Annotated in this window: 22 protein-coding genes; 3 read left to right on the plus strand and 19 right to left on the minus strand. The window is 66.6% G+C overall.

Features of this window, described 5'->3' with window-relative positions; translation table 11 throughout:
- Positions 1 to 54: 54 nt before the first annotated feature.
- From FHW83_RS22565 to gspG, 12 genes are all read right to left on the minus strand, one after another.
- Positions 55 to 558, minus strand: a complete 504-nt coding sequence (locus FHW83_RS22565; RefSeq protein WP_176648611.1) for an FxDxF family PEP-CTERM protein — start codon at positions 556 to 558, stop codon at positions 55 to 57.
- 230 nt (positions 559 to 788) lie between these two features.
- Complete coding sequence (locus FHW83_RS22570; RefSeq protein ID WP_176648612.1) at positions 789 to 1511, minus strand: type II secretion system protein; 723 nt, start codon at positions 1509 to 1511, stop codon at positions 789 to 791.
- A 1-nt stretch (position 1512) separates the two neighbouring features.
- Positions 1513 to 1884, minus strand: a complete 372-nt coding sequence (locus FHW83_RS22575; RefSeq protein WP_218106408.1) for a type II secretion system protein — start codon at positions 1882 to 1884, stop codon at positions 1513 to 1515.
- Between the two features lie 2 nt (positions 1885 to 1886).
- A complete protein-coding gene (locus FHW83_RS22580; RefSeq protein WP_176648614.1) occupies positions 1887 to 2357 on the minus strand; it encodes a type II secretion system protein in 471 nt (156 codons plus the stop codon).
- 13 nt (positions 2358 to 2370) lie between these two features.
- A complete protein-coding gene (locus FHW83_RS22585) occupies positions 2371 to 4374 on the minus strand; it encodes a secretin N-terminal domain-containing protein (RefSeq protein WP_176648740.1) in 2004 nt (667 codons plus the stop codon).
- On the minus strand, positions 4374 to 4934 hold the full coding sequence (locus FHW83_RS22590) for a hypothetical protein (protein ID WP_176648615.1): 561 nt from the start codon (positions 4932 to 4934) through the stop codon (positions 4374 to 4376). The genes FHW83_RS22585 and FHW83_RS22590 overlap by 1 nt, the downstream gene beginning before the upstream one ends.
- On the minus strand, positions 4931 to 5494 hold the full coding sequence (locus FHW83_RS22595) for a hypothetical protein (protein ID WP_229224316.1): 564 nt from the start codon (positions 5492 to 5494) through the stop codon (positions 4931 to 4933). Before FHW83_RS22595 ends, FHW83_RS22590 begins: the two co-directional genes overlap by 4 nt.
- Positions 5479 to 6027, minus strand: coding sequence for a hypothetical protein (locus FHW83_RS22600; protein WP_176648616.1), 549 nt, complete (start codon positions 6025 to 6027; stop codon positions 5479 to 5481). The genes FHW83_RS22595 and FHW83_RS22600 overlap by 16 nt, the downstream gene beginning before the upstream one ends.
- Entirely contained in the window at positions 6024 to 6818 is a 795-nt protein-coding gene (locus tag FHW83_RS22605; protein ID WP_176648617.1) for a hypothetical protein, read from the minus strand. The genes FHW83_RS22600 and FHW83_RS22605 overlap by 4 nt, the downstream gene beginning before the upstream one ends.
- Positions 6811 to 8481 carry a GspE/PulE family protein gene (locus tag FHW83_RS22610; RefSeq protein WP_176648618.1) on the minus strand — a complete coding sequence of 557 codons (1671 nt, stop codon included), beginning with the start codon at positions 8479 to 8481 and terminating at the stop codon, positions 6811 to 6813. The genes FHW83_RS22605 and FHW83_RS22610 overlap by 8 nt, the downstream gene beginning before the upstream one ends.
- The gene (locus FHW83_RS22615) at positions 8478 to 9674 is read right to left on the minus strand and encodes a type II secretion system F family protein (protein WP_176648619.1); all 1197 of its coding nucleotides are present in this window, start codon (positions 9672 to 9674) and stop codon (positions 8478 to 8480) included. Before FHW83_RS22615 ends, FHW83_RS22610 begins: the two co-directional genes overlap by 4 nt.
- A gap of 12 nt (positions 9675 to 9686) precedes the next feature.
- On the minus strand, positions 9687 to 10118 hold the full coding sequence (gene gspG / locus FHW83_RS22620) for a type II secretion system major pseudopilin GspG (protein ID WP_176648620.1): 432 nt from the start codon (positions 10116 to 10118) through the stop codon (positions 9687 to 9689).
- Between the two features lie 323 nt (positions 10119 to 10441).
- Here gspG and FHW83_RS22625 point away from each other — a divergent pair, with 323 nt between their 5' ends.
- Both FHW83_RS22625 and FHW83_RS22630 read left to right on the plus strand, forming a co-directional pair.
- Positions 10442 to 11158, plus strand: a complete 717-nt coding sequence (locus tag FHW83_RS22625; protein ID WP_218106409.1) for an NF038120 family PEP-CTERM protein — start codon at positions 10442 to 10444, stop codon at positions 11156 to 11158.
- Between the two features lie 24 nt (positions 11159 to 11182).
- A complete protein-coding gene (locus FHW83_RS22630; protein ID WP_176648621.1) occupies positions 11183 to 14347 on the plus strand; it encodes a S8 family peptidase in 3165 nt (1054 codons plus the stop codon).
- A gap of 14 nt (positions 14348 to 14361) precedes the next feature.
- Here FHW83_RS22630 and epsA read toward each other — a convergent pair whose 3' ends face one another.
- The 4 genes from epsA to FHW83_RS22650 form a co-directional block, all read right to left on the minus strand.
- Entirely contained in the window at positions 14362 to 15162 is an 801-nt protein-coding gene (gene epsA / locus FHW83_RS22635) for an XrtB/PEP-CTERM-associated transcriptional regulator EpsA (protein WP_176648622.1), read from the minus strand.
- A gap of 2 nt (positions 15163 to 15164) precedes the next feature.
- Positions 15165 to 15863 (minus strand): winged helix-turn-helix domain-containing protein, encoded by a 699-nt coding sequence (locus FHW83_RS22640; RefSeq protein ID WP_176648623.1) that lies wholly within the window; start codon positions 15861 to 15863, stop codon positions 15165 to 15167.
- A gap of 110 nt (positions 15864 to 15973) precedes the next feature.
- A complete protein-coding gene (locus FHW83_RS22645; RefSeq protein ID WP_176648624.1) occupies positions 15974 to 16618 on the minus strand; it encodes an NF038129 family PEP-CTERM protein in 645 nt (214 codons plus the stop codon).
- A 15-nt stretch (positions 16619 to 16633) separates the two neighbouring features.
- Complete coding sequence (locus FHW83_RS22650) at positions 16634 to 19624, minus strand: ExeM/NucH family extracellular endonuclease (RefSeq protein WP_176648625.1); 2991 nt, start codon at positions 19622 to 19624, stop codon at positions 16634 to 16636.
- A 188-nt stretch (positions 19625 to 19812) separates the two neighbouring features.
- Between FHW83_RS22650 and FHW83_RS22655 the strand changes: the two genes are divergently transcribed.
- Positions 19813 to 20415 carry a hypothetical protein gene (locus tag FHW83_RS22655; RefSeq protein ID WP_176648626.1) on the plus strand — a complete coding sequence of 201 codons (603 nt, stop codon included), beginning with the start codon at positions 19813 to 19815 and terminating at the stop codon, positions 20413 to 20415.
- Here FHW83_RS22655 and FHW83_RS22660 read toward each other — a convergent pair.
- The 3 genes from FHW83_RS22660 to FHW83_RS22670 form a co-directional block, all read right to left on the minus strand.
- Complete coding sequence (locus tag FHW83_RS22660) at positions 20378 to 21400, minus strand: TIGR03790 family protein (protein WP_229224317.1); 1023 nt, start codon at positions 21398 to 21400, stop codon at positions 20378 to 20380. The two genes, FHW83_RS22655 and FHW83_RS22660, sit on opposite strands and share 38 nt — an antisense overlap.
- 171 nt (positions 21401 to 21571) lie before the next feature.
- Positions 21572 to 22987, minus strand: a complete 1416-nt coding sequence (locus FHW83_RS22665; RefSeq protein WP_176648627.1) for a mannose-1-phosphate guanylyltransferase/mannose-6-phosphate isomerase — start codon at positions 22985 to 22987, stop codon at positions 21572 to 21574.
- Positions 22984 to 24153, minus strand: coding sequence for a sugar phosphate nucleotidyltransferase (locus FHW83_RS22670; RefSeq protein ID WP_176648628.1), 1170 nt, complete (start codon positions 24151 to 24153; stop codon positions 22984 to 22986). Before FHW83_RS22670 ends, FHW83_RS22665 begins: the two co-directional genes overlap by 4 nt.
- Positions 24154 to 24291 lie beyond the last annotated feature (138 nt).

Raw genomic sequence — 24291 nt, forward strand, 5'->3', positions numbered from 1 at the left:
GACCGCAGGACGAAAAAAAACCCGCCGAGGCGGGTTTTTTAACGCGAGCCTGACTTAGGCTTTTTTGCGGCGAGCAGCAACAGCACCAACCAGTGCCAGGCCGCCCAGCATCATGCCGTAGGTGGTTGGCTCTGGAACTGGCAGGGCCGACACGGTAGCGGTGTAGGTGGTGTTTTTCAGCACGGTCGTGCCCCAGATGTGCACGGTGTAGGTGCCAGCGCCCAGCGAACCAGCCCACGACAGGTTCTGGGTCGAACCGGTGGTGACTGCTGGGCCGAAGGTGCCGACGCCAACCAGTTCACCGCCGAAGCCGGTGATCGCGCCAGCTGGAGCAGCGAAGGTTTGCTGCGCGCCGAACGAGGTGGCCGATGGCACGTCGATGGTGAAGGTCCAGGTGTCCAGGAAGCTAACATTGGCGCCGTACTTGGCCGAACCTTCCGACACGGAGTCAAAGCCGGTCGAATCCAAGGTGCCCAGATCCTTGGTGGTGCCTGCTGCGAATGCGCCGAACGAAGCGACTGCCAGCACTGCGCCAGCTGCGAAAGATTTCAATTTCATAAGGTTATCCTTAATCAAACGAATTGTGACTGTGCTTGCGCCAGCCACTTGTGGGTTAATAGGAGTGCTGCTAGGACGAACAATAACATAAAAACATTAATTACGATTGTAAATATTCTACTTTTAATTCCTTTTTTGCAATTTCTTTCGCATCGCAAAAAAAATCTATCCGCAGCGCACCATTTTGGCAATGCCTGCGTCCACTTTTTGGTGAGAAAGTTGACTTTTACTCATATATCTTGCGGCTCGGCAGGGGGTGTTTCGGGGGGCGTTGGTATAACGTTTTCATAGGGAGAGGCGGGCTCTTCCTTAGGGGGCGGGGCCTCTTTTTCGGGCTCGGGCTGGTCCGTTTTGGGGGGCGATATTGGTGCGGGTAAATTTTGTTGTCGCGAGCCCAAACCTTGTTGTAAATCAGATACAGGCTTGATAGTTTGTGCTTGATTTTCCCCTTTGGGACTGTCGGCCGCCATGGCGAATTTCCATTCGGAAATTCGAGTCTTGCCCTCAAACCCAGAATATCGTACAGGAAAGTTGCTTATTTTCACGGGTTTTGCATCGGACAGGCTGTAGACCGCCAACACCCCCACTTTGTCTCCCAGGTAGACGATGCCCCACTCCGCCTTGCGGGTCATCGGATCGACAAAAATCTTGCGCAGATGCCGGCGCGTGCCCGGGAAGCGCGGATCCTTGAGCAATTCCTTCAACGAGGGCGGCTGCGTCGGCTGGCCTTGCGGCGTGGCGTCCGCGTAGCTCTTCAGGGCGTCGCTAAAGGCGCCGCCGATATCGAGCAATTCCTGCTCCGCCTTGCTGCGCTGCAGCACCGAACCCAGTTTAATGGCCGACGCCGTTATCAAAGCGATAATGGCAACCAGGATAATCAGGCTCAGATAGGTGAAGCCGCGCGCGTTCCCGATGCGCCGCGCCCCATTCGGCAATGTTGACGCTTCGGCCATATCACCAGTCGGCGTAAGGCTTGCCGGTGCGGTCGTTGCCGGCGGCGCCGCTGCGGATGTTGTAGACGCCGCCCTTGCTGCTGTCCTCCGGCGGCACGATGATCCAGCTGCTGTCGCTTTCGGTGATCGGGTCGTAGGGCAAGGCGCGCAGGTAGCGTTTTTCCACCAGTTGGTCGAGCGAGTCCGGATAGCGGCCGGTGTCGCCGTAATATTGGTCCAGCACCTGGCGCACGTTGCGCAGGTTGTCGGCCAGCACCACCTCCTTCGACTTGTCGATGCTGGGGAAGTAGCGCGGCACGGCCAGCGTCAGCATCAGGGCCACGATGCCTAGCACCACCAGCAATTCGATCAGTGTGAATCCTTTGCGCTTCATGCTCACCACTTCTTGTAAGGTACGCCGTTCAGGCCGGTCTTCTCGCTGAGGCTGTAGACGTCGTAGACGTCCTCGCCCTCCTTCGGCTGGTCGGCCTCGCTGGCGTAGCTGCGTTTGCCCCAGGTCTGGGCGTCGCTCAGCATGCCGTCGGGATTGAACGGGTCGCGCGGCACGCGGCGCAGGAAGAATATCTTGGCATGCTTGGGGTTTTGCAGGTCCGGCACGCCCTCCACCAGCGTTTCCAGCGTCTTGGGATAGCCGCTGGCGCCCAGCGTCTTGGCGATGCGGCCCTGGTCGTAGGCCAGCTTGTAGGCGTCCAGCGCGTGGCGGATCTCGCGCAGCGACTCGCGCAGATCCTGCTCCTGCCGCCGCTGCACCACCACTTGCGCGGTCGGGATCACCAGGGCGCTGAGCAGGCCAAGGATGGCCAGCGTCACCAGCAGCTCGATCAAGGTGAAACCGCGCGTGCGCATCGTCAGGCCCGGATTACTGCTGCACCGGCGGCGCGGCTTCGGTGGCAGGCGATGGCTCGGTGGCGGGCGGCTGCACGGCCTGCGGCTGCGCGCCCTGGGTGGCCGGCAGCGGCGCGGGCTGCGACTGCGACAGCGGTGTGGCCTGCACCGGCGAAGGCTGCGGCGCGGCCGGCACGCCGCCGGATGGCGCGCCCGCTGGCGCTGGCGCTGGCGCGGGACGGGCCGGCGCCGAAGCTGGCAGCGGCACGGTGGCGCGCGGCGTCAGGTCCGGGCGGCGGCGGAAGCTGGCCTCGGTGCCGGCCGAGAATTCCGAAGCCGAAGCTTCCGGACGCTGCACGTTGCGGATCAGGTGCGGTGTGATCGACAACACGATCTCGGTTTTCTGGTTGTCGTCGCGCTGGCTGCCGAACAGGCGGCTGACGATCGGCAACTCGCTGAAGCCCGGAACCTTGTTGGACGAGTTGCGCTCCTCGTTGTTGATCAGGCCCGCCAGCACCTGGTTCTCGCCGTCCTTCAGCTGCAGCATGGTGGAGGCCTGGCGCGTGCCCAGTTGATACGCGGTGGTGCCGTTCTTGGTGGTGATGGTGCTGACCAGGTTACTGACCTCCAGCTGCATGCGGATCGCCACCTCGTTATTGAGGTAGATGGTCGGCTCGGCGTTCAGGGTCAGGCCGACGTCCACGTAGGTGACCGAGTCGCTGGCGAAGCCGCCCACGCCGGAGGACACGGTGGAGGTAATCACCGGCAGCTTGTCGCCGATGACGATCTTGGCCTTCTCCTTGTTGCGCACGCGGATGCGCGGGTTGGCCAGCAGGTTGGAGTCCGAGTCGTTCTTGTTGGCGTTGATCGACAACTGCGCGCCGGTGACGCCGATGGTGCGCTGGTTCAGGTTATTCAGGTCGCGGATGGTGATGCCGGTGCCGCCCGAGGTGGACAGGGGCGCGAAGCCCAGCGTGGTCGGCCACACCACGCCCAGGTCCATCAGGCGCGAGCGCTTCACCTCGAGGATCTCCACCTCCAGCATCACCTCCGCTTCCGGCGCGTCCTGCAGCGTGATCAAACGCTCGGCCAGGCGGATCGCCTCGGGCGTGTCGCGCACGATGATGAGGTTCAGCTTTTCATCCACCACCACGTCGCGCGACTTGAGGATGGTCTTGAGCGTGTTGGCCACCAGCTTGGCCTCGGCGTTGGCCAGGAAGAAGGTCTTGACCGTCATCTCCTGATATTCCTTCAGCTTGGCCGCGACGTTGGGGTAGATCAGGATGGTGTTGGCGTCCATGACCTGCTGCTCCAGCTGATTGGTGAGCAGCAGGAAGTAGATCGCCGATTCCACCGTGCTGTTCTTCAGCAGCACCGTGGTTTTCTGGTCGGTCTTCACGTCCTTGTCGAACACGAAGTTCAGGCCCGAACGGCGCGAGATCACTTCAAACACCTGCTTCAGCGGCGCGTCGCGGAACTCGATGGTGATCGGCTGCTTGTAGGCTTTCGACAGGCCCGACTCCACCGCCGGCGGCGCGGTCTTCTCGGCCACCTCGCGCAGCATGGCGCGCGCCTTGTCGTTGGTCGGCGATTCGGTCAGGATGGCGTTGAGCTTTTGTTTGGCCAGTTCGTATTCGCCCTTGTTGAAATGCTGGATGGCGGCTTCCATCAAGTTGGCCTGGCGCCCGTCGCGCTCCAGCGCTCGCAGGCCGGCGACGGCGCGCTCGTTCTGCGCGTCGAGACCCAGCACGCGGCGATAGCCCTGCTCCGCCTGCGCGGTCCGTCCCTCGGCCTGGTCGCGCTCCGCCGCCTCGAGGATGCGCTGGGTGGCGCGCTCCCGTGCGCTCAGGTAGGCGCTGCGATACTGCGCATTGGTCGGATCGGCCTGCACGGCCTCCTGGTACTTGGCGAGGCCGGCTTCGACCTGGTTCTTCGCGATCAGGTCATTGCCGTCGCGGTAGGCCATTTGCGCGGCGCAGCCGCTCAGCAGGATCGCCAGCGCAGCGCAGCTGCCGAGTTTCTTCAGAGGGCTAGCCATCACTCAAGAGCTCCAATATTCATCTGTTGTTGCTGATTCAAAGGCAGGTAGGTCAGGGACATCATTGGCGGCGCAATCTTCTCCACGCGATAAGTGCCATCGATGACGGTCTGGTTGCGCACCGAGTAGGTCTTGTCGCCGCGCGCCAGGAACACCTCCCACGCGCCATCGGCCAGCGCCTTGCCGATGTAGGTGAACGGCACCGGCGGCGCCATCGGCGGTGGCGGCGGCGCGTTCGATGGCGGCGGCGGTGGCGGTGGCGGCGGATTCCAGTTCTGGCCCATGAACACGCCCTCGCCCGCCGCGAAGGTGGCGTCGCCGGCCTCCCCCACCAGCTGCGCGCGCGGGATCAGCGCGAGGATAGCGGTGTCGCCCGCCGGCGTGGCGTCCTTGCCGGCGGCGCGCGGCGTGGTGGACTCCGGCGCGGGGGAAGGTGCGCCGGCGCGCCCGGCGCGCGCCACCGGTTCGGCGATGCCGCCGGATGGCGAGTTATCGCCAAACAGCACCAGCCCTGCCGCGCCCACCAGCGCCAGCGCCATCACGATCTGATATGGCTTCATGGCTCGGCGTCCTTCAGGTACAACGTGAAGCGCAGGCGCGCCTCCACGGTGGGATCGGCGATGGTATCGCGGCGGAAGCCCACTTCATCCAGCGAGGCATACGGCATCGCGCGCAGTCCCTGCATGGCGAACTGCCAGATCGATTGATACGGCCCTTTCACAGGCAGGATGATCTGGTAGGTGCTGACGCGGCTGGCCTTGTCGTAGCCGGCCTTGTACTCGCCCTGGTTCAGCGTCAGGCTGGATTTGGCGGCCAGGTCGAACAGCACTTTCACCTGCTGTTCGGCGTAGCGTTTTTCGCCCAGGGTGTCATAGAAGGCGGCCAGGTTCTGATTGGCCGACGGCGGTGGCGGCGGCGTCACCAGCGTGGACGGCGCGGGCAAAGGCTGGGCCATCACCCGCGCCTGCGCCGCCCGTTGCGGCAGCAGCCATGCCCACGCCGCCGCGCCGGCCACGCACAAGACGATCGCCACGCAGGCCGGCACGCCGAGGCGCAGCACGGCGATGCGGGCGCGCAGCAGCAACGCCGGGACGTTCACATTGTTCATCGCGCCAGCCATGTGGCCTCCAGCTGGAAACGCAGCGGGCGGTTCGGGTCCGCGTCGTTGATTTCATGACGCGTCAGCACCACGCCGCTGAAACTCTCCTGCTCCTTCAGGGCGGCGACATAGTCGACCATATCGTCGCTGGTTTTGGTCTCGGCGGTGATCTTGAGGATGCGCTTGCGCGGATCGGGCTCCATCGCCACCAGCGCCACGGTGCGCGGCGTGGCGGCCAGCACGGCGTCCTGCAGCTCGCGCCACGGCAGGTTCAATTGCAGGATGGCGCCGTTGACGAAATTGGCCTGCGCCTCCGGAATGGCCACGCGTGCCACCTCCGCCGCAGGACGCGCCGACAGCGCGTTCACGCGTTCCCGCAAATGCTGCAGCTGATGCTGGCGCTCGCGCTGTTGCTCGACCAGTTGCCAGCCGCCGAAAGCGGCGCCGGCGCACAGCAGCACACCGGCGCCGGCCAGCGCCAGCACGGCCGGATGGATGTGGAACAAGGTGCGGCGCGCGCTGCGCGGCGCGAAATCGATCTTCATGGCTTTCATGCGGCGCCGCCTTCCAGCGCGCGGCAGGGGATGTGCGCCGCGCTACCCACCGGCTGAGTCCACGCGGCCGGCGCGCCGCCGTTCACTTGCAGCAGCGACGGCGCTTCCATGTCCAGCAGCAGCGCCTCGCGTTGCAGGGTTTGCGTCAGCCAGTGTTGATCGGCGCCTTGCGGAATCGGCAGCGCGCGGATGGCGCGCAGCTTGCGGCCATCGGCTTCGGCGGCGGCCAGCGTCAACAAGTCTTCGTGCACATGGCCGAACCATGCGCCCGGCTTCAGCCCGCGACGGCCGCGGTTCCACGCGCTGACAAAGCGCGGCTCGATGGCGACGATGGACAACTTGCAGTCCCGCGCCACCACGTCCAGCTCCGCCAGCAAGGTGCGCGGCACGGCGGCGGCGAAGAACGGCTGCGCCGCGTCCCAGTCGGCCGCCACCCGCCACGCCGAGGGCGGCTCGCCGTACAGCGACTGGAAGCGCAGCGCGGCGGCGGCCTCCAGGTCGGCCATGCGCGCGGCGCCGGCCGGCGGCGTCACGCGCCACATGCGTGTCAGGTCGTCGGCCAGCACAAAGCTGACCGGCCAGCCGTCCACCGACAACTCGCCCAGCACCGCGCGCAAGGCGTTGGCGATGGCGTCGAACGGATGCTCGGCCGATGGCGCGATGGGCTGCGCCGCCAGCGTTTCCGGCGCGGCGGCGGCGCGCCCCGGCAAGCGCCATCCGCCCACGCGCTGCACCTTGACCGCGTGCGGGGCGACGTCGATGCGCAGCGATTGTCCGATGGCTCTACGCATGCAGGGTCACCCGTTTAATCTCGGTCAGCGTGGTGGCGCCACGCTTGACCACCTCCAGCGCGGCCTGGCGCAGGCTGCGCGTGCCGTTGTCGTAGGCGGCCTGCTTGATCTGGCGGATCGGCCGCTTGTCGACGATCAGTTCGCGGATCTCGTCGTTCAGCGTAAGGATCTCCGCGATCGAGCGGCGGCCCTTGTAGCCGGTGCCGCGGCAGTCGCCGCAGCCCTTGCCCTGCATGAAGCGGTAATCGCGGACGTCGGCGCGCGTCATGCCGACGCTGGCCAGTTCGTGATCGTCCGGCGTGTATTCGGTGGCGCAGTGCGGGCAGTTGGTGCGGATCAGGCGCTGGGCCCAGATGCCGTTCAGCGCCGACACGAAGGCGTAAGGATCGATGCCCATGTGGGTGAAGCGGCCGAACACGTCGAACACATTATTCGCGTGCACGGTGGTCAGCACCAGGTGGCCGGTCAGCGCCGACTGCACGGCGATTTCCGCCGTCTCACGGTCGCGGATTTCACCGACCATGATCTTGTCCGGGTCGTGGCGCAGGATGGAGCGCAGACCCTTGGCGAAGGTCAGGCCCTTCTTCTCGTTGACCGGGATTTGCAGGATGCCGGGCAGTTGGTATTCCACCGGATCCTCGATGGTGATGATTTTCTCGCGGCCGTTGTGGATCTCGGTCAGCGCCGCGTACAGCGTGGTGGTCTTGCCAGAGCCGGTCGGTCCCGTCACCAGCAGCATGCCGTAGGCTTCCTGCGCCAGCGTGCGCAGCGTCGACAGCGACGGCGCGTCGAAGCCCAGCGCCTCCAGCGTCAGCGAGCCGTAGGCCTCGATCATGGCGCGCTTGTCGAGGATACGGATCACCGCGTCCTCGCCGTGGATGCTCGGCATGATGGAGACGCGCAGATCGATCTCGCGGCCATTGGCCTCGACGCGGAAGCTGCCGTCCTGCGGCACGCGGCGTTCCGCGATGTCCAGCTCCGCCAGCACCTTCAGGCGCGAGATGATTTGCTCGGCCACGTCCACGCCGTTGACGGCGGTGGCGTGATCGAGCACGCCGTCCACGCGGTACTTGACCGCCAGGCCGCCGGCCGTGCTTTCCAAGTGGATGTCGGAGGCGCCGGCCTTCAGCGCGTCGTACAAGGTCGAATTCACCAGCCGGACCGCCGGGCTGGCGCCTTCCGAGACCGAGGCGAACGACAGCACCGCCGCCGTCTTGCCATCGCGCCGGCCTTCGCTGGCGCCGGGCAGCAACGAGTCGGTGGCGCGCGCGGACTCCTCCTGCTTGGACAGGTAGGCCTGGATGTCGGCCTGCAGCGCCAGCCGCGTGGCCAGCGGCGCGGCCGGCGTGGCGCGCGCCTGCGTGCCCAGCCAGGTCTGCAGGTCGAGGTCGAACGGATCGGCGATCACGCCGATCACGCCCTCCTGCCCGCGCAGCAGCACGCAGTGGCGCGCCATCGCCTGCGACAGCGGCAGCAGGTCCCAGGCCGGCTCGTAGGACAGCATGTCGACCGTCTCCAGCACCGTCATGCCGAACGGCTGCGCCAGGTCACGCACCAGCAGGCGCGGTTCGGTGCCGGTCAATGCCTCCAGTTCTTCCACCAGGGTGCGCTTGGACTGCTGGCGCAAGTGGCGGGCGCGCGCCAGTAACGTGGTATCGATCATGACATGTCTCCCGCCAGATCGAAGATCGGCATGTACAACAACACCACGATGGCGCCGACCACCAGGCCGATGGCCGCCATCAGCAGCGGTTCGAAGGTGCGGGTGAAGCGCTCGATCCAGCGGCTGATTTCACCGTCGTAGAACGCCGCCGACTGCGTCAGCATCGGCCCCATGTCGCCGGTGCGCTCGCCCACGCGCAGCATGCGCAGCGAGATCGGCGTGGTCAAATGCGCGGCCTCGAACGCGGTCGACAGCGGCAGGCCCGATTCCACCGCCGCGCGCGCCGCCTGCAGGTTGCCGCGCATCGCCGGCGACACCATGCCCTGCACCGTCTCGATCGCGTGCACGATGGTGATGCCGCCCTCGCTCAGCATGCCGAGCGTGAGATACAGGCGCGATAATTCATAGATGCGTACCCGCTCGCCGATGCCCGGCAGTTTGCCCAGCAGGCGCGCGACGCCGCCATTGGCGATCATTTGGCGCACGCCCAGCACCAGCGCGGCCAGCACGGCGGCGATGCCGGCCAACAGCAGCGTGGTGTGGGCGCCGGCGAACTGGCCCCAGTTGAGCATCTGCTGCGACAGCCACGGCAGGTTGCGGCCGGCGCCCTGGTACACCTCGGCGAAGCGCGGCACCACGTAGCCGATCAGGAACAGGCTGACGCCGCCGCCGACCAGCAGCAGGATGCAGGGATAAATCGCCGCCGACACCAGCTTGGCGCGCACCAGGTCGATGCGCTGCTGGTAATCGATGAAGCGCGACAGCGAGCGCGGCAGGTCGGAGGTGCCCTCGGCCGCCTTGACGATGCCGACGTACAGCGGCGGGAACAGGTCCGGCTGCTCGGCCAGCACGGCGGAAAAGCGCTGGCCCTCGCGCAGGCCGCCCAGCAGGCGCTCCAGCACGCCGCGCGTGGCCGGGTTGGTTTCCTTTTCCAGCAGCGCCTCCAGCCCCTCGACGATGCCGAGGCCGGCGGTCAGCAGCGCCAGCAGCTCCTGGCTGAACAGGACCAGCGAGAGCGCGCGGCGCTTGCCGCCGCGGCCCGGCAGGCCAAGCCGACCCTGCACCGGCGCGATCGAACTGACGAACAGCCCGCGCGCCTCGACCTGGCGGCGCGCGTCCGCCTCATCGCGGCCATCGACCACCATGTGGGAGATGACCATATCGGCGGACAAGGTGCGGACGTCGAACTGCATGGAAGGGAGGGATCAGCGCGAGGTGATGTCGGCGTCTTCGCCAGTGCCGCCCGGCTGGCCGTCGCGGCCTTCCGAGGTGATGATGAATTCCGCGCCGGCCTCCGGCCCCTTGTACTTGTACTGGTGGCCCCATGGATCGGGCGGAATGCCCTTCTTCAGGTAGGGGCCGTTCCATTTGGCGCCGGCGGTGGCGGGCGCCGTCACCAGCGCGCCCAGGCCCTCCTCGGTGGTCGGATAGCGGCCGACGTCGAGCCGATAGGTGTCGAGCGCCTTCTCAAACGCCTCGATCTGCGCCTTGGCGATGGTCACTTCCGATTTGCCCAGTTGGGCGAAGTATTTCGGCCCCACGTAGGCGGCCAGCAAACCAATGATGACGATCACCACCAGCAGCTCCAGCAAGGTGAAGCCGGCCGCCTTGCGCACGCCATTTTTTACCACGTTCATCCAGCCAACTCCTCTGCGATCATCCTGCGAATGCAAAGCCAGAGGCTACCACGCGGTTTGCTTCTACGACAATCTTTTCTTCGCGTGACGGGGACGTTTCACGCTTGTGGCTTTTTTCGTACAAGCCGGCGCGTGTTTTTCGCATCACGTTTTCATTCTTGCAACGGAACAAAAACGGCCTGCCTGATCGAATAAACAAATTTAATGCGTTAGCACAATAGCCATCGAATTAATAATAACAATATACTTACTGACAATCTCGTCCGTAACACCCCGCCGCACCGCCCGTGTTGTTTTACCTACCTACCCTGAAGGAAAGACTCATGAAACGCGCTTTGCATGCACTTCTGTTGGGCTTGATGACCCTGGCGGCGCTGCCGTCCGCCTCGGCCAAAGACATTACGCTGGATTTCGAGAACATGCCGCCCGGACCGCTGTTCCAGGGCGACGCCTTCGACATCGGCCACGACGTCTACTTTGAACCGTTTTCCGTCTCCAGCTCGGCGCAGCCGGGCGACTACGTGGGCGAGGTGGTGGAAAGCGCCTGGGCCGGCGAGCAGTGCGGCCAGGTGCAGTGCCCCGGCACCGGCGGCACCTACCTGGCCGCGCTGAACGACAGCGCGATGTACTTCTCCACCTTCTCCGGCCAAGCCTTCAGCGTCAAGTCGCTGGACGCCAGCTTCCTCGGCCCGCAGGCCGCCAGCTACTATCCCACCATGGGCGCGCTGCGCATCCAGGCCAACCGTGCCGACGGCAGCTACGCGCTGGCCACCTTCTACCTCGGGCCGCCGGGCGACAACGGCTATGAGTTCACCCACTTCACCACCAGCAGCGCGTTCGCCAACGACCAGTTCGTGGAGATCTATGTGTTCGGCCTGGCGTGCAACAGCGCCGGCTCCTGCTCGGCCTTCAACAGCGACCGCGGCCAGTTCGCGCTGGACAACCTGGTGCTGACCTCGGCCGTGCCGGAACCGTCGACCTGGCTGCTGCTCGGCGGCGGCCTGCTGCTGATCGGCGCCGTCCGCCGCCGCCGCGCCTGAACCCACCCGAACCCGGAGACCACCATGAAACTACGCCCAGTTCCCGCAGCCATCCTGCTGCTGTCCAGCGTGCTGTCGCTGGCCCACGCCGCCGACGAGCGCCGCTCCTATCTGGTGCTGCTGGCCGACAAGCCGGCCGCCACCTACACCGGCGGCGTCGCCGGCCTGGCCGCCACCCAGCCGATCGCCGGCGGCCGCATCGACCCGAACAGCGCCTCGCTGCAGTTGTACGCCGACTACCTCGGCCAGAAGCAGGACGCGGTCAAGGCCACCGTGCCGTCCGCCGAGATCGAATACCAGTACAAGGTGGTGCTGAACGGCTTCTCGGCGCGCCTGACCGACGACGAGGTGCGCACGCTGCAGGCCAACAGCGCCGTCAGCGCCATCCGCGCCAACACCGAGCGCCACCTCGACACCAGCTACACCCCGACCTTCCTCGGCCTCGACGGCCCCGGCGGCCTGTGGGAGAAGGCCGGCGGCAGGCAGCACGCCGGCGAGAACGTCATCATCGGCGTGATCGACAGCGGCATCTGGCCGGAAAACCCCTCCTACGCCGACCGCGTCGACAGCGACGGCCGCCCCACCTTCGACAACAGCGGCACGCTGGCCTACAGCGCGCCGCTCAACTGGAACGGCGTGTGCCAGAGCGGCGAGGGCTTCACCACCGCCCACTGCAACAACAAGCTGATCGGCGCGCGCTACTTCCGCGACGGCTTCGAGCGCTCCGGCAACACCCAGCACTGGAGCGAGTTCATCTCGCCGCGCGACTCGATCGGCGGCGCGCTCGGCCAGGGCGGCCACGGCACCCACACCTCCACCACCGCCGGCGGCAACTACGGCGTGGCCGCCACCCTGGGCGGCATCGACATGGGCTCGGTGTCCGGCATGGCGCCGCGCGCGCGCCTGGCCGCCTACAAGGTGTGCTGGACCTACGTCGACGGCACCACACCCGGCAAGAACAGCTGCTGGGAGCAGGACAGCATCGCCGCCATCGAGCAGGCCGTGCTGGACGGCGTGCACGTGCTGAACTACTCGATCAGCGGCGGCGCCACGCCCACCGACTCGGTGGAGCTGGCCTTCCTCAACGCGGCGGCGGCCGGCGTGTTCGTGTCGGCCTCGGGCGGCAACGACGGCCCGGGCCAGGCGGTCAACCACGCCGGCCCGTGGCTGACCACGGTGGCGGCGGCGGCGCACGACCACTTCCGCGTCGCCAACCTGTCGCTCGGCAACGGCGCCAGCTACCGCGGCGCCTCGCTCAGCAACGCCGTGCTGCCGAACACCACGCCCATCGTGCGCTCGGAGGACGTGGCGCTGGCCGGTGCCGACCCCAGCGCCGCCCAGCTGTGCTTCAGCGCCAGCTGGGCCGGCAAGCCGGTGCTCGACCCGGCGCTGGTGGCCGGCAAGATCGTCACCTGCGTGCGCGGCACCAACGACCGCGTCGACAAGAGCCTGGCCGTCAAGCAGGCCGGCGGCGTCGGCATGGTGCTGGTCGACAACGGCAACGGCCTGGTGGCCGAGCTGCACTCGGTGCCGACCGTACACGTGACGGCCGCCGACGGCGCCGCCATCAAGACCTACGCGGCCGCGAGCGGCCACACCGCCGGCCTGTCGCACTTCTTCGAGGCCACCGGCGTGGGGCCGATCATCGCCGGCTTCTCCTCGCGCGGCCCGAACAGCGGCGACGGCAACATCCTCAAGCCCGATCTGGCCGCGCCCGGGGTCGACATCCTGGCCGGCGCCACGCCCGAGCTGAGCGCCGCCCAGCAGGCCAGCCTGAACACCGGCACCCTGGCCAATGTGCCGCGCGCGTGGGAGCTGATGAGCGGCACCTCGATGGCCGCGCCGCACGTGGCCGGCGTGGCCGCGCTGCTGCGCCAGGCGTATCCGGACTGGTCGCCGGCCGCCATCAAGTCGGCGCTGATGACCTCGGCCACGCAAACCTTCCCCGACACCCAGACCGGCATGTCGGCCGGCGTGCTGGTGTGGTCGCAAGGCGCCGGCCACATCAACCCGCGCGGCGGCTTGCCCAACTATGGCGACCGGGTCACCAACGCGGGCGGCGCCATCAGCCCGGGGCTGGTGTACGACATCGCGCCCACCGACTACCGCAAATACCTGTGCGGCGGCGGCGTCAGCGCCTATTGCGGCAGCGGCGCGCTGGCCGGCTACAACCTGAACGTGCCGTCGATCACGCTGTCCAACGTGCTGGGCAACGTGACTGTGGCGCGCAGCGTGACCAATGTCGGCCCCAGCGCCGCCACCTACACCGCGCAGATCTCGGTGCCCGGCTACAGCGCCACGGTGGAGCCCGCCAGCCTGGCGCTGGCGCCCGGCCAGAGCGCCAGCTTCAACGTCAAGCTGAGCCGCACCACGGCGGTGGAAAACACCTGGCAATACGGCGCGCTGGTGTGGAGCGACGGCAGCCACGTGGTGCGCATCCCGGTCACCGCGCGCAGCGGCAAGCCGATCAGCTCGACGCCGCTGCTGACCAGCGTGCGCGCGTCCGGCAGCACGGTGATCACGGCCGGCACCGGCTACGCCGGCCGCATGAGCGCCAAGACCGGCGGCTTCAAGCCGGTGGTCAAGGGCGGCGCGCTGACGGTGGGCCAGGCCGAGGCCGACGTCGACACCGCCGAGCAGATCGCCGCCGCCTGCACCAGCAACGACCCCGGCATCACGCGCATCCCGGTGACGATCCCGGCCAACGCGGTGGTGGCCTCGTTCGAGCTGTTCAACGACGACACCACCCACGGCAGCCAGGACGACCTCGACCTGGCGCTGCTCAACAGCGCCGGCCAGCTGGTCGACTACAGCGGCCACGGCGGCTCCAACGAGGCGCTGCTGGAACTGTCGCCGGCCGCCGGCAGCTACAACGTGTGCGTGATCGGGTATAAAACGCCGGGCGGCGGCTCGACCAGCTTCAAGCTGTCGTCGGCCATCTCCAGCCGCACCGACACCGGCGGCAACCTGCGCGCGGCCGTGCCCAGCCAGATCTATCCTGGCAGCACGGCCAGCGTGAGCGCCAGCTGGTCCGGCCTGGCGACCGGCCAGCGCTACTTCGGCGGCGTGCAGCTGCTGGACGCCAGCGGCAACGTCAGCACCACCACCGCGCTGCTGGTGCAAACCAACAGCCCGATTCCGCTGGTGGAAGCGGCCGACCGCAGCGCCAGGCGCATCAGCACCAAGTAGCGCCAGGTAGCACCTCAGGCGGCCCGCGCCAGCGCCAGCGGCGGGCCGTCAAACAACTGCAAGGCCATGCCGCGCGCAATCGCTTGCGCGCGGTTGGACACCTCCAGCAGCCGGTACAAGCGCTGCAAGTGATTCTTCACCGTCAAACCCGAGATGCCGAGGATCAGGCCGATCTCCTCGTTGCTCTTGCCCTCGCGCACCCAGTGCAGGATTTCCGCCTCGCGCGCGCTGACCGGACGCGCCAGCGCCCCCGCCCTCGCCTGCGCCTGCTGGCGGTTGACCCGCTGCAAACTCATGTGCAGGTACGGCAGCAGCAACTCGAGGAAATAGCCGTGGCGCGCGCGCGGCCGGTGCGGCAGGCCGAACAGGGCGAAGAAGGTGGCGCCGCCCGGCAGGCGCTCGCTGCCATGCACCAGCAGGTTCTCCAGTCCCAGCTCGCGCAACTCGCCCTGGAACGGCGCCAGCCCCGGGCCGGCCTTGCGCGGATCGGCGCCGGGGCCGGCGTCCAGCATGGCGGGCAGGCGCAGCGCCGGCCGGCAATGGCGCGCCAGGCGCAGCGCCAGGCCATCGTCGCGATGGCTGAGGCGGTCGCGCAGGCCGGCGTCCAGCACCGTGCTGTGCAGGCACTCGACGTGCAGCAGCTCGTCCTGCGCGCCGAACTGCAGGCACACCATCACCTGGTGCGGCAGCAGCGCCTGCAGCTGCCCCTGCGTCCACAGGAAGAACTGGCGGGCGTCGCGCACCGGCAGCGCGGCCTCGATGGCGTGCAGCAGGTATTCCTGCTCCAGCTTGCTGAGTATGACCAGCTGCTCCATGTTCACGCCTGCGCGGCGACGAAGCGGTAGCCGCTGCCGCGCACGGTCTCGATGCGCCGCTGGTAGCCGCTCGGCTGCAGCGCGTTGCGCAGGCGGCCGACGTGGGTGTCGACCGTGCGCTCGTCCAGATAGACGGCGCTGCCCCACACCTGGTCGAGCAGCTGGGCGCGCGTATGCACGCGCTCGGGATGGCTCATGAGGAAGTTCAGCAGCTTGAATTCGACCCGACCCAGCGCCAGCTCGCGCGCGCCGGCCGTGACGCGCCGGGTGCCGGGGTCGAGCCGCAGGCCGGCCAGCTGCACCGGCGCCTCGGCGCCCGCGCGCGGCGCCCAGCGCCGCAGCAGGCAGTGCACGCGCGCCACCATCTCGCGCGGGCTAAAGGGTTTGGTCATGTAATCGTCGGCGCCGCTTTCGAGCGCCATGATCTTGTCCGGCTCGCCGCAACGGGCGGTCACCATCATGATCGGCAGGCTGCGCGTGCTGGCTTGCGCGCGCAGGCGGCGCACCAGCGACAGGCCCGATTGGCCGGGCAGGTTCCAGTCCAGCAGCACCAGGTCGGGCAGGCCGTCCTCCAGCATCAGCAAGGCGCTTTCCGCGTCGGCCGCGCGGCTGATCTGGTGGCCCGCCATGCCCAGGTTAAGCGCGATCAGCTCCTGGATCGCGGGCGTGCTTTCAATGACGAGGATATGGGCGGCTGGCATAGTGTTCCCCTGTAAAGGAAACACTATGCATTAAGCAATGTGGCTTTACTAATATGATTTCCATCGGCAATTCAGAGCTTTGCGATATAAATCCAGCCGTTTTTCCCCGCTTACGCTTGCCGGCGGCGGCGCGCCAGACCCAGCAGCGCCAGGCCGCCGGCCAGCATGGCCCAGGTCGACGGTTCCGGCACCGGCGCGGCGATGGCCGGGATGGTGTTGACCAGTGGCGTGGCCGCCACAGCGCCGGCGTCGGCGGTGATGCCGGCGGTCCAGTTCAGCTGCACCAGCGCGCCGGACGGGTCGGTCGCGCCGAGGTAGGCGCTGGCGTCGGCGTTCATCAGCGACACCGCGAACACCGAGCCGGGCGAGCTCTGCGCCGGGTCGGCCGCGCCGCTGAAGCTGACGTTGAAGCCGACCTTGCCGCCGCTGAAGACGACCTCGTGGAACAGGTCGTTCCAACCGCCCGGATCGTCGTTGGTGATGGTGTAGCCGCTGGCCAGCGAGCCGACCACGTTGCCGGCGATTTGCGCGGTGGCGCTGTCGCCAAAGCCGATGAAGTCGGTCAGCGTGACCGAGGCCAGCGCGGTGCCGGCGTTGCCCGGGTTGAACTGCAGGTCGATCCAGCCGTTGCTGCCCAGGGTCGAGGTGTCGAACTCGACGTGGTAGGTGGCGGCGGACGCCAGGCTGGCGCAGGCGCTCAGGGCCAGCGCCAGCAGGCCGCGGCGCAAGGAGATGGAGGTGTTAGCGAAAAACATGATGATGATCCTTACTTAGAAAGTGCCGCTGTAGACTTGGGTGGTGTAGCTGATCGCCGCCGTACCGGTCTTGGTGAAGCTGACCGGCACGCTCAGGGTGGCGCCGGCCGCCAGGCTGCCGGTGTTGGCGGTGATGTACGGCACGCCACTACGATTGCCGCTGGCGTTGACCAGGGTGACGCCGGCCGGCAGGCCGCCCAGCGCGATCTGGAGCGGGCCGTTCAGCGCCGCGCCGCTGGTGTTGGTGATGCTCAGCGTGCCGCTCCACTGTCCGCTCAGGCGCGAATAGGTCAGGCCAGAAGGCACCGCCTTGACGCTGGCGCTGACGTCGGTGTACGGCGCTTGCAGGTTGAGGCTGATCACCACCGGATCGTGGTCGGACGCGCGGTACGGAGCGCTGGTGTACTTGTCCTGCGGCTTGCCGTCGGTGTTGTAGTCCAGCACGGTCGGCTCGTCGGCGTTGTTGTGCCACTCGGCGGCGTCCACCACCTGCGGGCTCAGCGCGGCGCTGGCCAGCGCGTGGTCGAGGTAGCCCGCCTCGCCGTTGAACACGAACGAGTACGGCATGTTGCCGCTGCCGCGCACGAAGCGCTCCAGCTGGTTGACGTAGCCGGTGGCGGTGATGGCGGCGATCGGGTCTTCGAAGCCGTAGGAGTTGAAGTCGCCGATCAGCAGCACCTTGGCGTCGCCGGCGGCGGCCACCACTTGCGGCACGAAGGCGTTCACCAGGCGCTGGGCCTGCTGGACGCGCTGCGCGTTCCAGCAGCTCTGGCCGTCGCCCTGGTCGGCGTTGGCGCCGCTGGTCGGGCAGCTGCCCTTGGACTTCAGGTGGTTGACCACCAGCGAGAACTTGGCGCCGTTGGCGGCCTGGAAGGTCTGCGCCATCGGCGGACGGTTGTTGATGGCGTCGGCGTCGGACAGCGCGCCGCCGACCAGCGTCAGCGCGGATGGCTTGTAGATCATGGCCACGCGGATGGCGTCGGTGCCGGTGGCGGCCGGCTTGGGCACCACGGCGTAGGTCTTGATGCCGGTGCCCGGCGAGATGGCCTCGTTGAGCGCGTCGACCAGTTTGGTGACGGTGTACTCGCCGCTGTTCTGGATTTCCATCAGGCCGTAGACGTCGGCGTTGATGGCCTTGAGCTCGCCGACGATCTTGGCGGTCTGGCGGTTGAACTCGTTCAGGTTGTCGGCGCCGCGGCAGTTGGACGCCAGCACCTTGCCATCCAGCAGGCAGCCCTGGCCGGTCTGGCCCTGGTCGTTGCTGCCGTTGGTGAAGGTGGTGAAGTAGTTCAGCACGTTGGCGCTGGCCACCTTGACGTTGCCCGGGGTGAGCGCCGGCACGTCGGCGCGCGGATTGTCTTGCGAGAACACCGGGGCCTCGGTCGGCTGCAGCTTGAAGCCGGCGCCGCCACCGCCCTTGGCGCCAAAGTCCACCACGCCGGTCAGGTTGGAGACGCTGTCGCCCGCGCGCAGCGAGCCATCGGCGGTCAGGTAAGGAATGGTGGTCGGCGCGACGAAGATGCCGTCGTCGAGCACGATCTGGTTGAGCTGGTTGGCGGCGGCCTGCGCCACCGCTTCCGGCGTGCCCGGACGATAGTGGTTGGAAGCGATTTCCAGGCGGCCCGAGGACAGCGTTATCTCGCCGCGCGAGCCGAGGAATTCCAGTTGCGACACGGTCAGCTTGCCGAAGCGCACCAGCATGCCCTCCACCTGGCCCAGGTTCGGGTGCGGCAGCGCGACATTGGTCGGCGTGATGCTGATGCCGCCGGCCAGCTTGGCGATCGCGCTCACATTGGTCAGTTCGGTGTACGAGCGGGTGGCGGCGGTCGGCGTGTACTCGCTGACGGTAGCGGTGATGCGGATGCGGTCGCCCACCTGCACGGTGCCGATGTTGGCGGCCGTGGTGAACACGAACACGCCGTCCGAGGTGTTGGGGTTGCCGTCGCCGTTCTCATCCTGGATGAAGAAGCCGGAGCCCACCTTGGCCGTCACCACGCCCTCGGTGGTCTGCACCGTGTTGGCGTACGGGCTGCTGTCGCCCTCGCCCTGGATTTGCGGGATGGTGTGAGTGACGGCGGCCGGCGCCGCCACGCTGATGCTCACGCTGCAGCTGGCTTCCTGCGACTGATCGTTGCCGAACTTGATGCTGACCGGATAGGTGCCCGCCGGCACGCTGGCCGCCACGTTCAGGCTGGCGGTGGCGGTGCCGCCGGCGGCGCTGGCCGCGAGGAAGTTGACCAGGCTGATGCCCGGCACGGCGGCCGAGGTCAGCACGGCGCTGTTGACCGTGCCGTCGGCGTCGGTGGCGCTGATGTCGGCGCTGCCGTTGACACCCAGCGCTAGCGCCAGGTTGGCCGGGCAGGTGGCGACGATAGGCGGTTGTTGCGCGCCGCAGGCGTTCAGCGGGCTGGCGCTGTTGCGCGCGGCCGGGGTGCCGACGCTGAAGTCGACGCTGTTGTTGTCGGTGTCGCCGCAGCCGCCGTTGGCGCGCAGTGCGGCGGTGCTGTTGCTCAGGGTGCCGGTGGCGCTGCCCTCGGCGTAGTTGGCGCTGCCGAAGCCCACCAGGTCGACAAAGCTGCCGGCCGCCGGCGACGCGCCCGACAGCGCGGCCGTGCCATGCACCAGCGCGACCTTACCCGCCGTCGCGCTCATCGGAATGGCGCCGGTGGCGTCGGCGCCCGGCAAGGCCGGCGCGCTGCCGGTGCCGGCCGCTTCCTGCACCAGATAGTACTGGCCCGGCTGCAGCACCTTGCTCAGGGCGGTCACCTGCCAGCTGCTGCCGCTGGCGCTCGCGTATTGCACGCTCCAGCCGGTCAGGTCGACCGGGGTGCTGCCGCGGTTGAACAGTTCAATAAAGTCGTTCTGATACTTGGCGCCGCTGTTGCCGCCGCCGCCATACACCTGGCTGATGACCACCGACGAGTCGGCAAAGGCTGGCGCCGCCAGGGCGCCGATCAGCGCGGCGGCGATCGTGGTACGCGCCGGCGGAGGAAGAATTTTTTTCATGAACAGTCCTGAAATATGAACAAACAGTTGGAGATCTTGCTATTTGCATATTAATGCCAGCGATTGACGCCTTCATGACATGGCTTTAGTCCATTCGGACTAAGAAAAAGTTTAACTGGTAAGTTGAAAAACCCGTGCTATACTTGAATTAAGGCAATAAATATTATTTATAGACACTAAACGTTGCCATGAAAATAATCTCTCGCCCATCGCTGCTTTGCTGTCTGCTGCTGGCTGCCCACGCCGGCGCGGCCACGTCTCCGCCACCACCGCAACCACAGCAGCAACCGCCCGGCGCCTGCGCCCAGGCACTGCAGGAACAGGAACAGCAACGCCAGCATGATCCGGCGCCGCCTCCGCGCAAGGTCAACCCCGACGCCGCTTACGATCCCTGCCGCCTCAGCGACGGCGTTCCCAACCATGACATCGGCAACAACGAGGGGGCGACGCCGCAGGATGTGTACGGCAAGCTGGACGAATGGGTGGAGTGGAACCGCCGCCTGACGGAAAGCAACGAGGCCGCCCTGCTGTCATGGCCCGGTGGCGAGGATGGCGGCACCGCACAGCATGGCGCTGCGCACGGCGGCGAGGCCTGGGACTACTGGCGGCTGTCCGAGCGCTACGGCCGCGAAGGTGGCCAAGCATGGCTGGAGCCGACCGGCGCCGCGCCGGCGGTGCCGGAGCCGGCCGGCGTGCTGTCGTGGGCGGCCGGTCTCACGCTGCTGGCGGCGTGCCACTGGCGCCGCCGTCTGCTCAATGGCGGTAAGGCGCGGCCAGCGGCTCGCCGATGAACACGCCCTGCGCCGGCCAGGACACACTCTTCCAGTACGCCTCGATGGCGGTATTGCCGCGCAAATAATTCACCAGCAGCACGTTAGAATTGGGGAACTTCTGCCAGTGGTTGCACGGCTCGGTGACGGTGCCATAACTGGCCGTGGCGCCCGCCTCCAGCCATTTCAGGCTGCTCATCTGCGCCGTGCTCAGCAGATCGCCCCCCACCGAGGTCAGGTGGTCGGCCAGCGCGCCGGGCAGGAACTTCAGCGTGTCCAGCTTGGGCACGAAATCGCGCCCGGTCTGGTAAATCATGATGTCGCTGACGTTCTCGATGCTGTCGGCCTGCAGGGTCTTGATGGTCAGCTTCTTCTGCGGCAGCGTGACCGAGCGCGGGAAGAAGCGCGCCCGGCTGCTGCGGGCGACGTCGCTGGTCTGCAGGAAATAGGCGGTGGCGGTCGGCGTCGCGAAACCGCTCAGCACGCCGCGGTCGATCAGCGCCTTGCTGGCCGCCACCGACTCGGTCGGCATCTGCATCGAGATGCGCATCTTGAAGTCCGTCATCGGCTGGCGCGACTGCGAATTGAAGTACGGGCTCGGCTTGCTGGGATTGCAGGAGTTGGCGCACAAGCTGGTGTCCAGCCCCACAGTGTAGGCCGCCGTCAGCGCGTTGCACTCCACCGCGTAGGGCGCGGTCCACACCATCAGCACGGCCTGGATGTTGGGGCCCAGCTTGCTGTCGATCTGGGCCTTGAGCGCCTCGAACTGCTCGGCGTCGAGCTTGCGCGGGCGGTTGGGAATGCGCACGTGCACCATGTTGGCGGCCGGGATGGAGCGCGCCTTGCGGTAGTACTCGGCAATCTCGACACTATTGGGTTCGTCGTCGTTGACGATCACCGCCAGCTGGCTGGCGGTCAGGCCGATCGGCGGCGCGCTGGGGCCCTGGGCTTGGGCGGCGGTGGCGGCGCACAGCAGCGCGGCCAGCAGAAAGGTGAAAAGTCGCAAGAGTCGTTATCAGTAATAGGGTCGCAAAAAAGAACTGTCGTTCCGGCGAAGGCCGGAACCTATGGAACGCGTGAGCTGCGGTAACTCCGGCCTTCTATGGATTCCGGCCTGCGCCGGAATGACAATTCCAATGCTGACGGAGGCCGCAGCCTCCGCTTCATTATAGCGCCCTCAGGTGCGCTGATACACGTCCTCGATGCGGACAATATCGTCCTCGCCCAGGTAACTGCCCGACTGCACCTCGATCAGGTGCAGCGGCAGCTTGCCCGGATTCTCCAGCCTGTGAGTGGCGCCGATCGGGATGTAGGTCGACTCGTTTTCGGTCAGCAGCGTGACGGTGTCGCCACAGGTCACGCGGGCGGTGCCGCTGACCACGATCCAGTGCTCGGCGCGGTGATGGTGCATCTGCAGCGACAGCTTGCCGCCCGGGTTGACCGTGATGCGCTTGACCTGGAAGCGCTCGCCGACGTCGATGCCCTCGTAGCAGCCCCATGGGCGGTACACCTTGGTGTGGTGCAGGTGCTCGGTGCGCGACTGCGACTTCAAATGCTGCACCACGTCCTTGACGCGCTGCACCTGGTCCTTGTGCGCGACCAGCACGGCGTCGGCGGTTTCCACCACCACTAGGTCCTGCACGCCGACCACGGCCACGATGCGGCTCTCGGCGCGCACCAGCGAGTTCGACACGCCGTCGAGGAAGACATCGCCGCGCGTCGCGTTGCCGCGCTCGTCCTTGGCCTGCACTTCCCACAGCGCCGACCACGAGCCGACGTCGCTCCAGCCGATATCGGCCGGCACCACGATGGCGTGCTTGGTGTGCTCCATCACCGCGTAATCGATCGAGTCGGACGGGCAATCGGTGAACGCCGCTTCCTGCAGGCGGCAGAAATCGAGGTCGCTATAGCCTTCCCGCACGGCCCGTTCGGTGGCGCTGGCGATGGCTGGCTGCAGCTCGCGCAACTCCTGCAGATAGCTGGCGGCGCGGAACAGGAACATGCCGCTGTTCCAGTAGTAATTGCCGGCGGCGACGAAGCCCTCGGCGGTGGCGCGGTCCGGTTTCTCGACGAAACTGTCCACCTTGTAGCAATGGGGGGCGTCGGCCGGGGCGCCGCTGCGGATGTAGCCGTAGCCGGTCTCCGGACTGGTCGGCACGATGCCGAAGGTGGCCAGCGCGCCGCCCGCCACCGGCGCGGCCGCTTGGCTGATGGCCTGGTAGAAGGCGTCTACATCGTTGATGACGTGATCGGCCGGCAGCACCAGCATCACCGCCTCCGGATCGCGCTCGGCCAGGTAGTGGGCGGCGGCGGCCACCGCCGGCGCCGTATTGCGGCCCACCGGCTCCAGCAGGATGGCCAGCGGGGTGATACCGATGTCGCGCAGCTGCTCGGCAACCAGGAAGCGGTGCTCGTTACCGCACACCACCAGCGGCTGCATCAGCCCCGGCCGCCCGGCCAGGCGCAACGCGGTGTCCTGCAGCATCGTGCGCTCGCCCATCACCGGCAACAATTGCTTGGGCAATACGGCGCGCGACAAAGGCCACAGGCGCGTTCCCGCGCCGCCTGACAGGATGACCGGATAAATCTTCATGCAATAAGTCTCTTCTCTATATGGGCTGTTAAATCGGTGACGTCCGCCGTGCGGCGCTTGTTGCGGCGGTCGCGGGCGTTGGACCACACGTCCACCGGCAGCTCCGAAACATGCTTCATGACGCCGGCACGGTCGACACTATAATCCTTGAAGACGATAATTTCTTCCAAAGAAACATTCGGTAACACCCGAGTATATTCGAATAGCACGCTGCGCACTATCTTGGCGCCATGGCAAATGTGGCTGCCGTGGCCGATCCAGGCCGGGCCGATGATGGTGGTGCCGGCCTCGATGCGCACGCCCGAGCCAATATACACCGGTCCCTCGATACGGGTATCGGTCCAGTCAATACTCGTGTTCAGGCCGACCCACAGGCCGTCTTTCAACTGGATGCCGGGCACGTCGAGGTGGGCCACTTCGCCCCTCAGCACGTCCTGGCACACTTCCCAGTAATCGCGCACGGTGCCGATGTCGATCCAGTTGAACGGGCGGGTCTGGGCGTAGAACGGCAGGCCCTTCTCCACCAGCAACGGGAACAGGTCGGAGCCAATGTCGAAGGTGACGCCGGACGGGATCAGGTCCAGCGCTTCCGGTTCAAAGATGTAGATGCCGGTGCTGGCAAAGTTGGACAGCGCCTCTTCCTGCGAAGGCTTTTCCTGGAAGGATTTGACGCGGCCATCGGCCTCGGTCACCACCACGCCATAGCTGGACACCTTGTCCCACGGCACTTCCTTGGTGATGACGGAGGCGATCGCGCCCTTGCGCTTGTGCTCGAACAGGGCGGCATTCAGATCGAGGTCGATCAGGGCGTCGCCGCACAGCACGATGGTGGTCTTGTCAAAGAAGCCGCCGAGATCCTGGATCTTCTTCATGCCGCCGGCCGAGCCGATCGGCTGCGGCACCACTTCCCCGTCATCCTTGGTGTAGCCCTCGAACGAATAACCGATCTGCACGCCATACTGGTGGCCTTCGCCAAAGTAATTCTCGATCTTCTCGTGCAGGTAGGCGACGTTGACCATGATTTCCTTGACGCCATACTTTTCAAGGTATTCGATCAGGTAGGCCATCACCGGCTTCCCCAGCAGCGGAATCATGGGTTTGGGCAAATCATACGTCAACGGACGAACCCGCGTACCTTTACCTGCGGCCAAAATCATGGCTTTCATAGCTTAGCTCCTGAAAATGTAATAAAAGGGTTATCCGCTGTAAAATTTATGCCGCAGTGCAGCACTTAACCATCGTACAATATTTTATGGAAATTGCCCACACTTTTGCTTTTTACTGTCTTCACATGCAGAAAAGAA

The sequence above is a fragment of the Duganella sp. SG902 genome (genome assembly GCF_013376005.1).
Classification (GTDB): Bacteria; Pseudomonadota; Gammaproteobacteria; order Burkholderiales; family Burkholderiaceae_D; genus Rugamonas.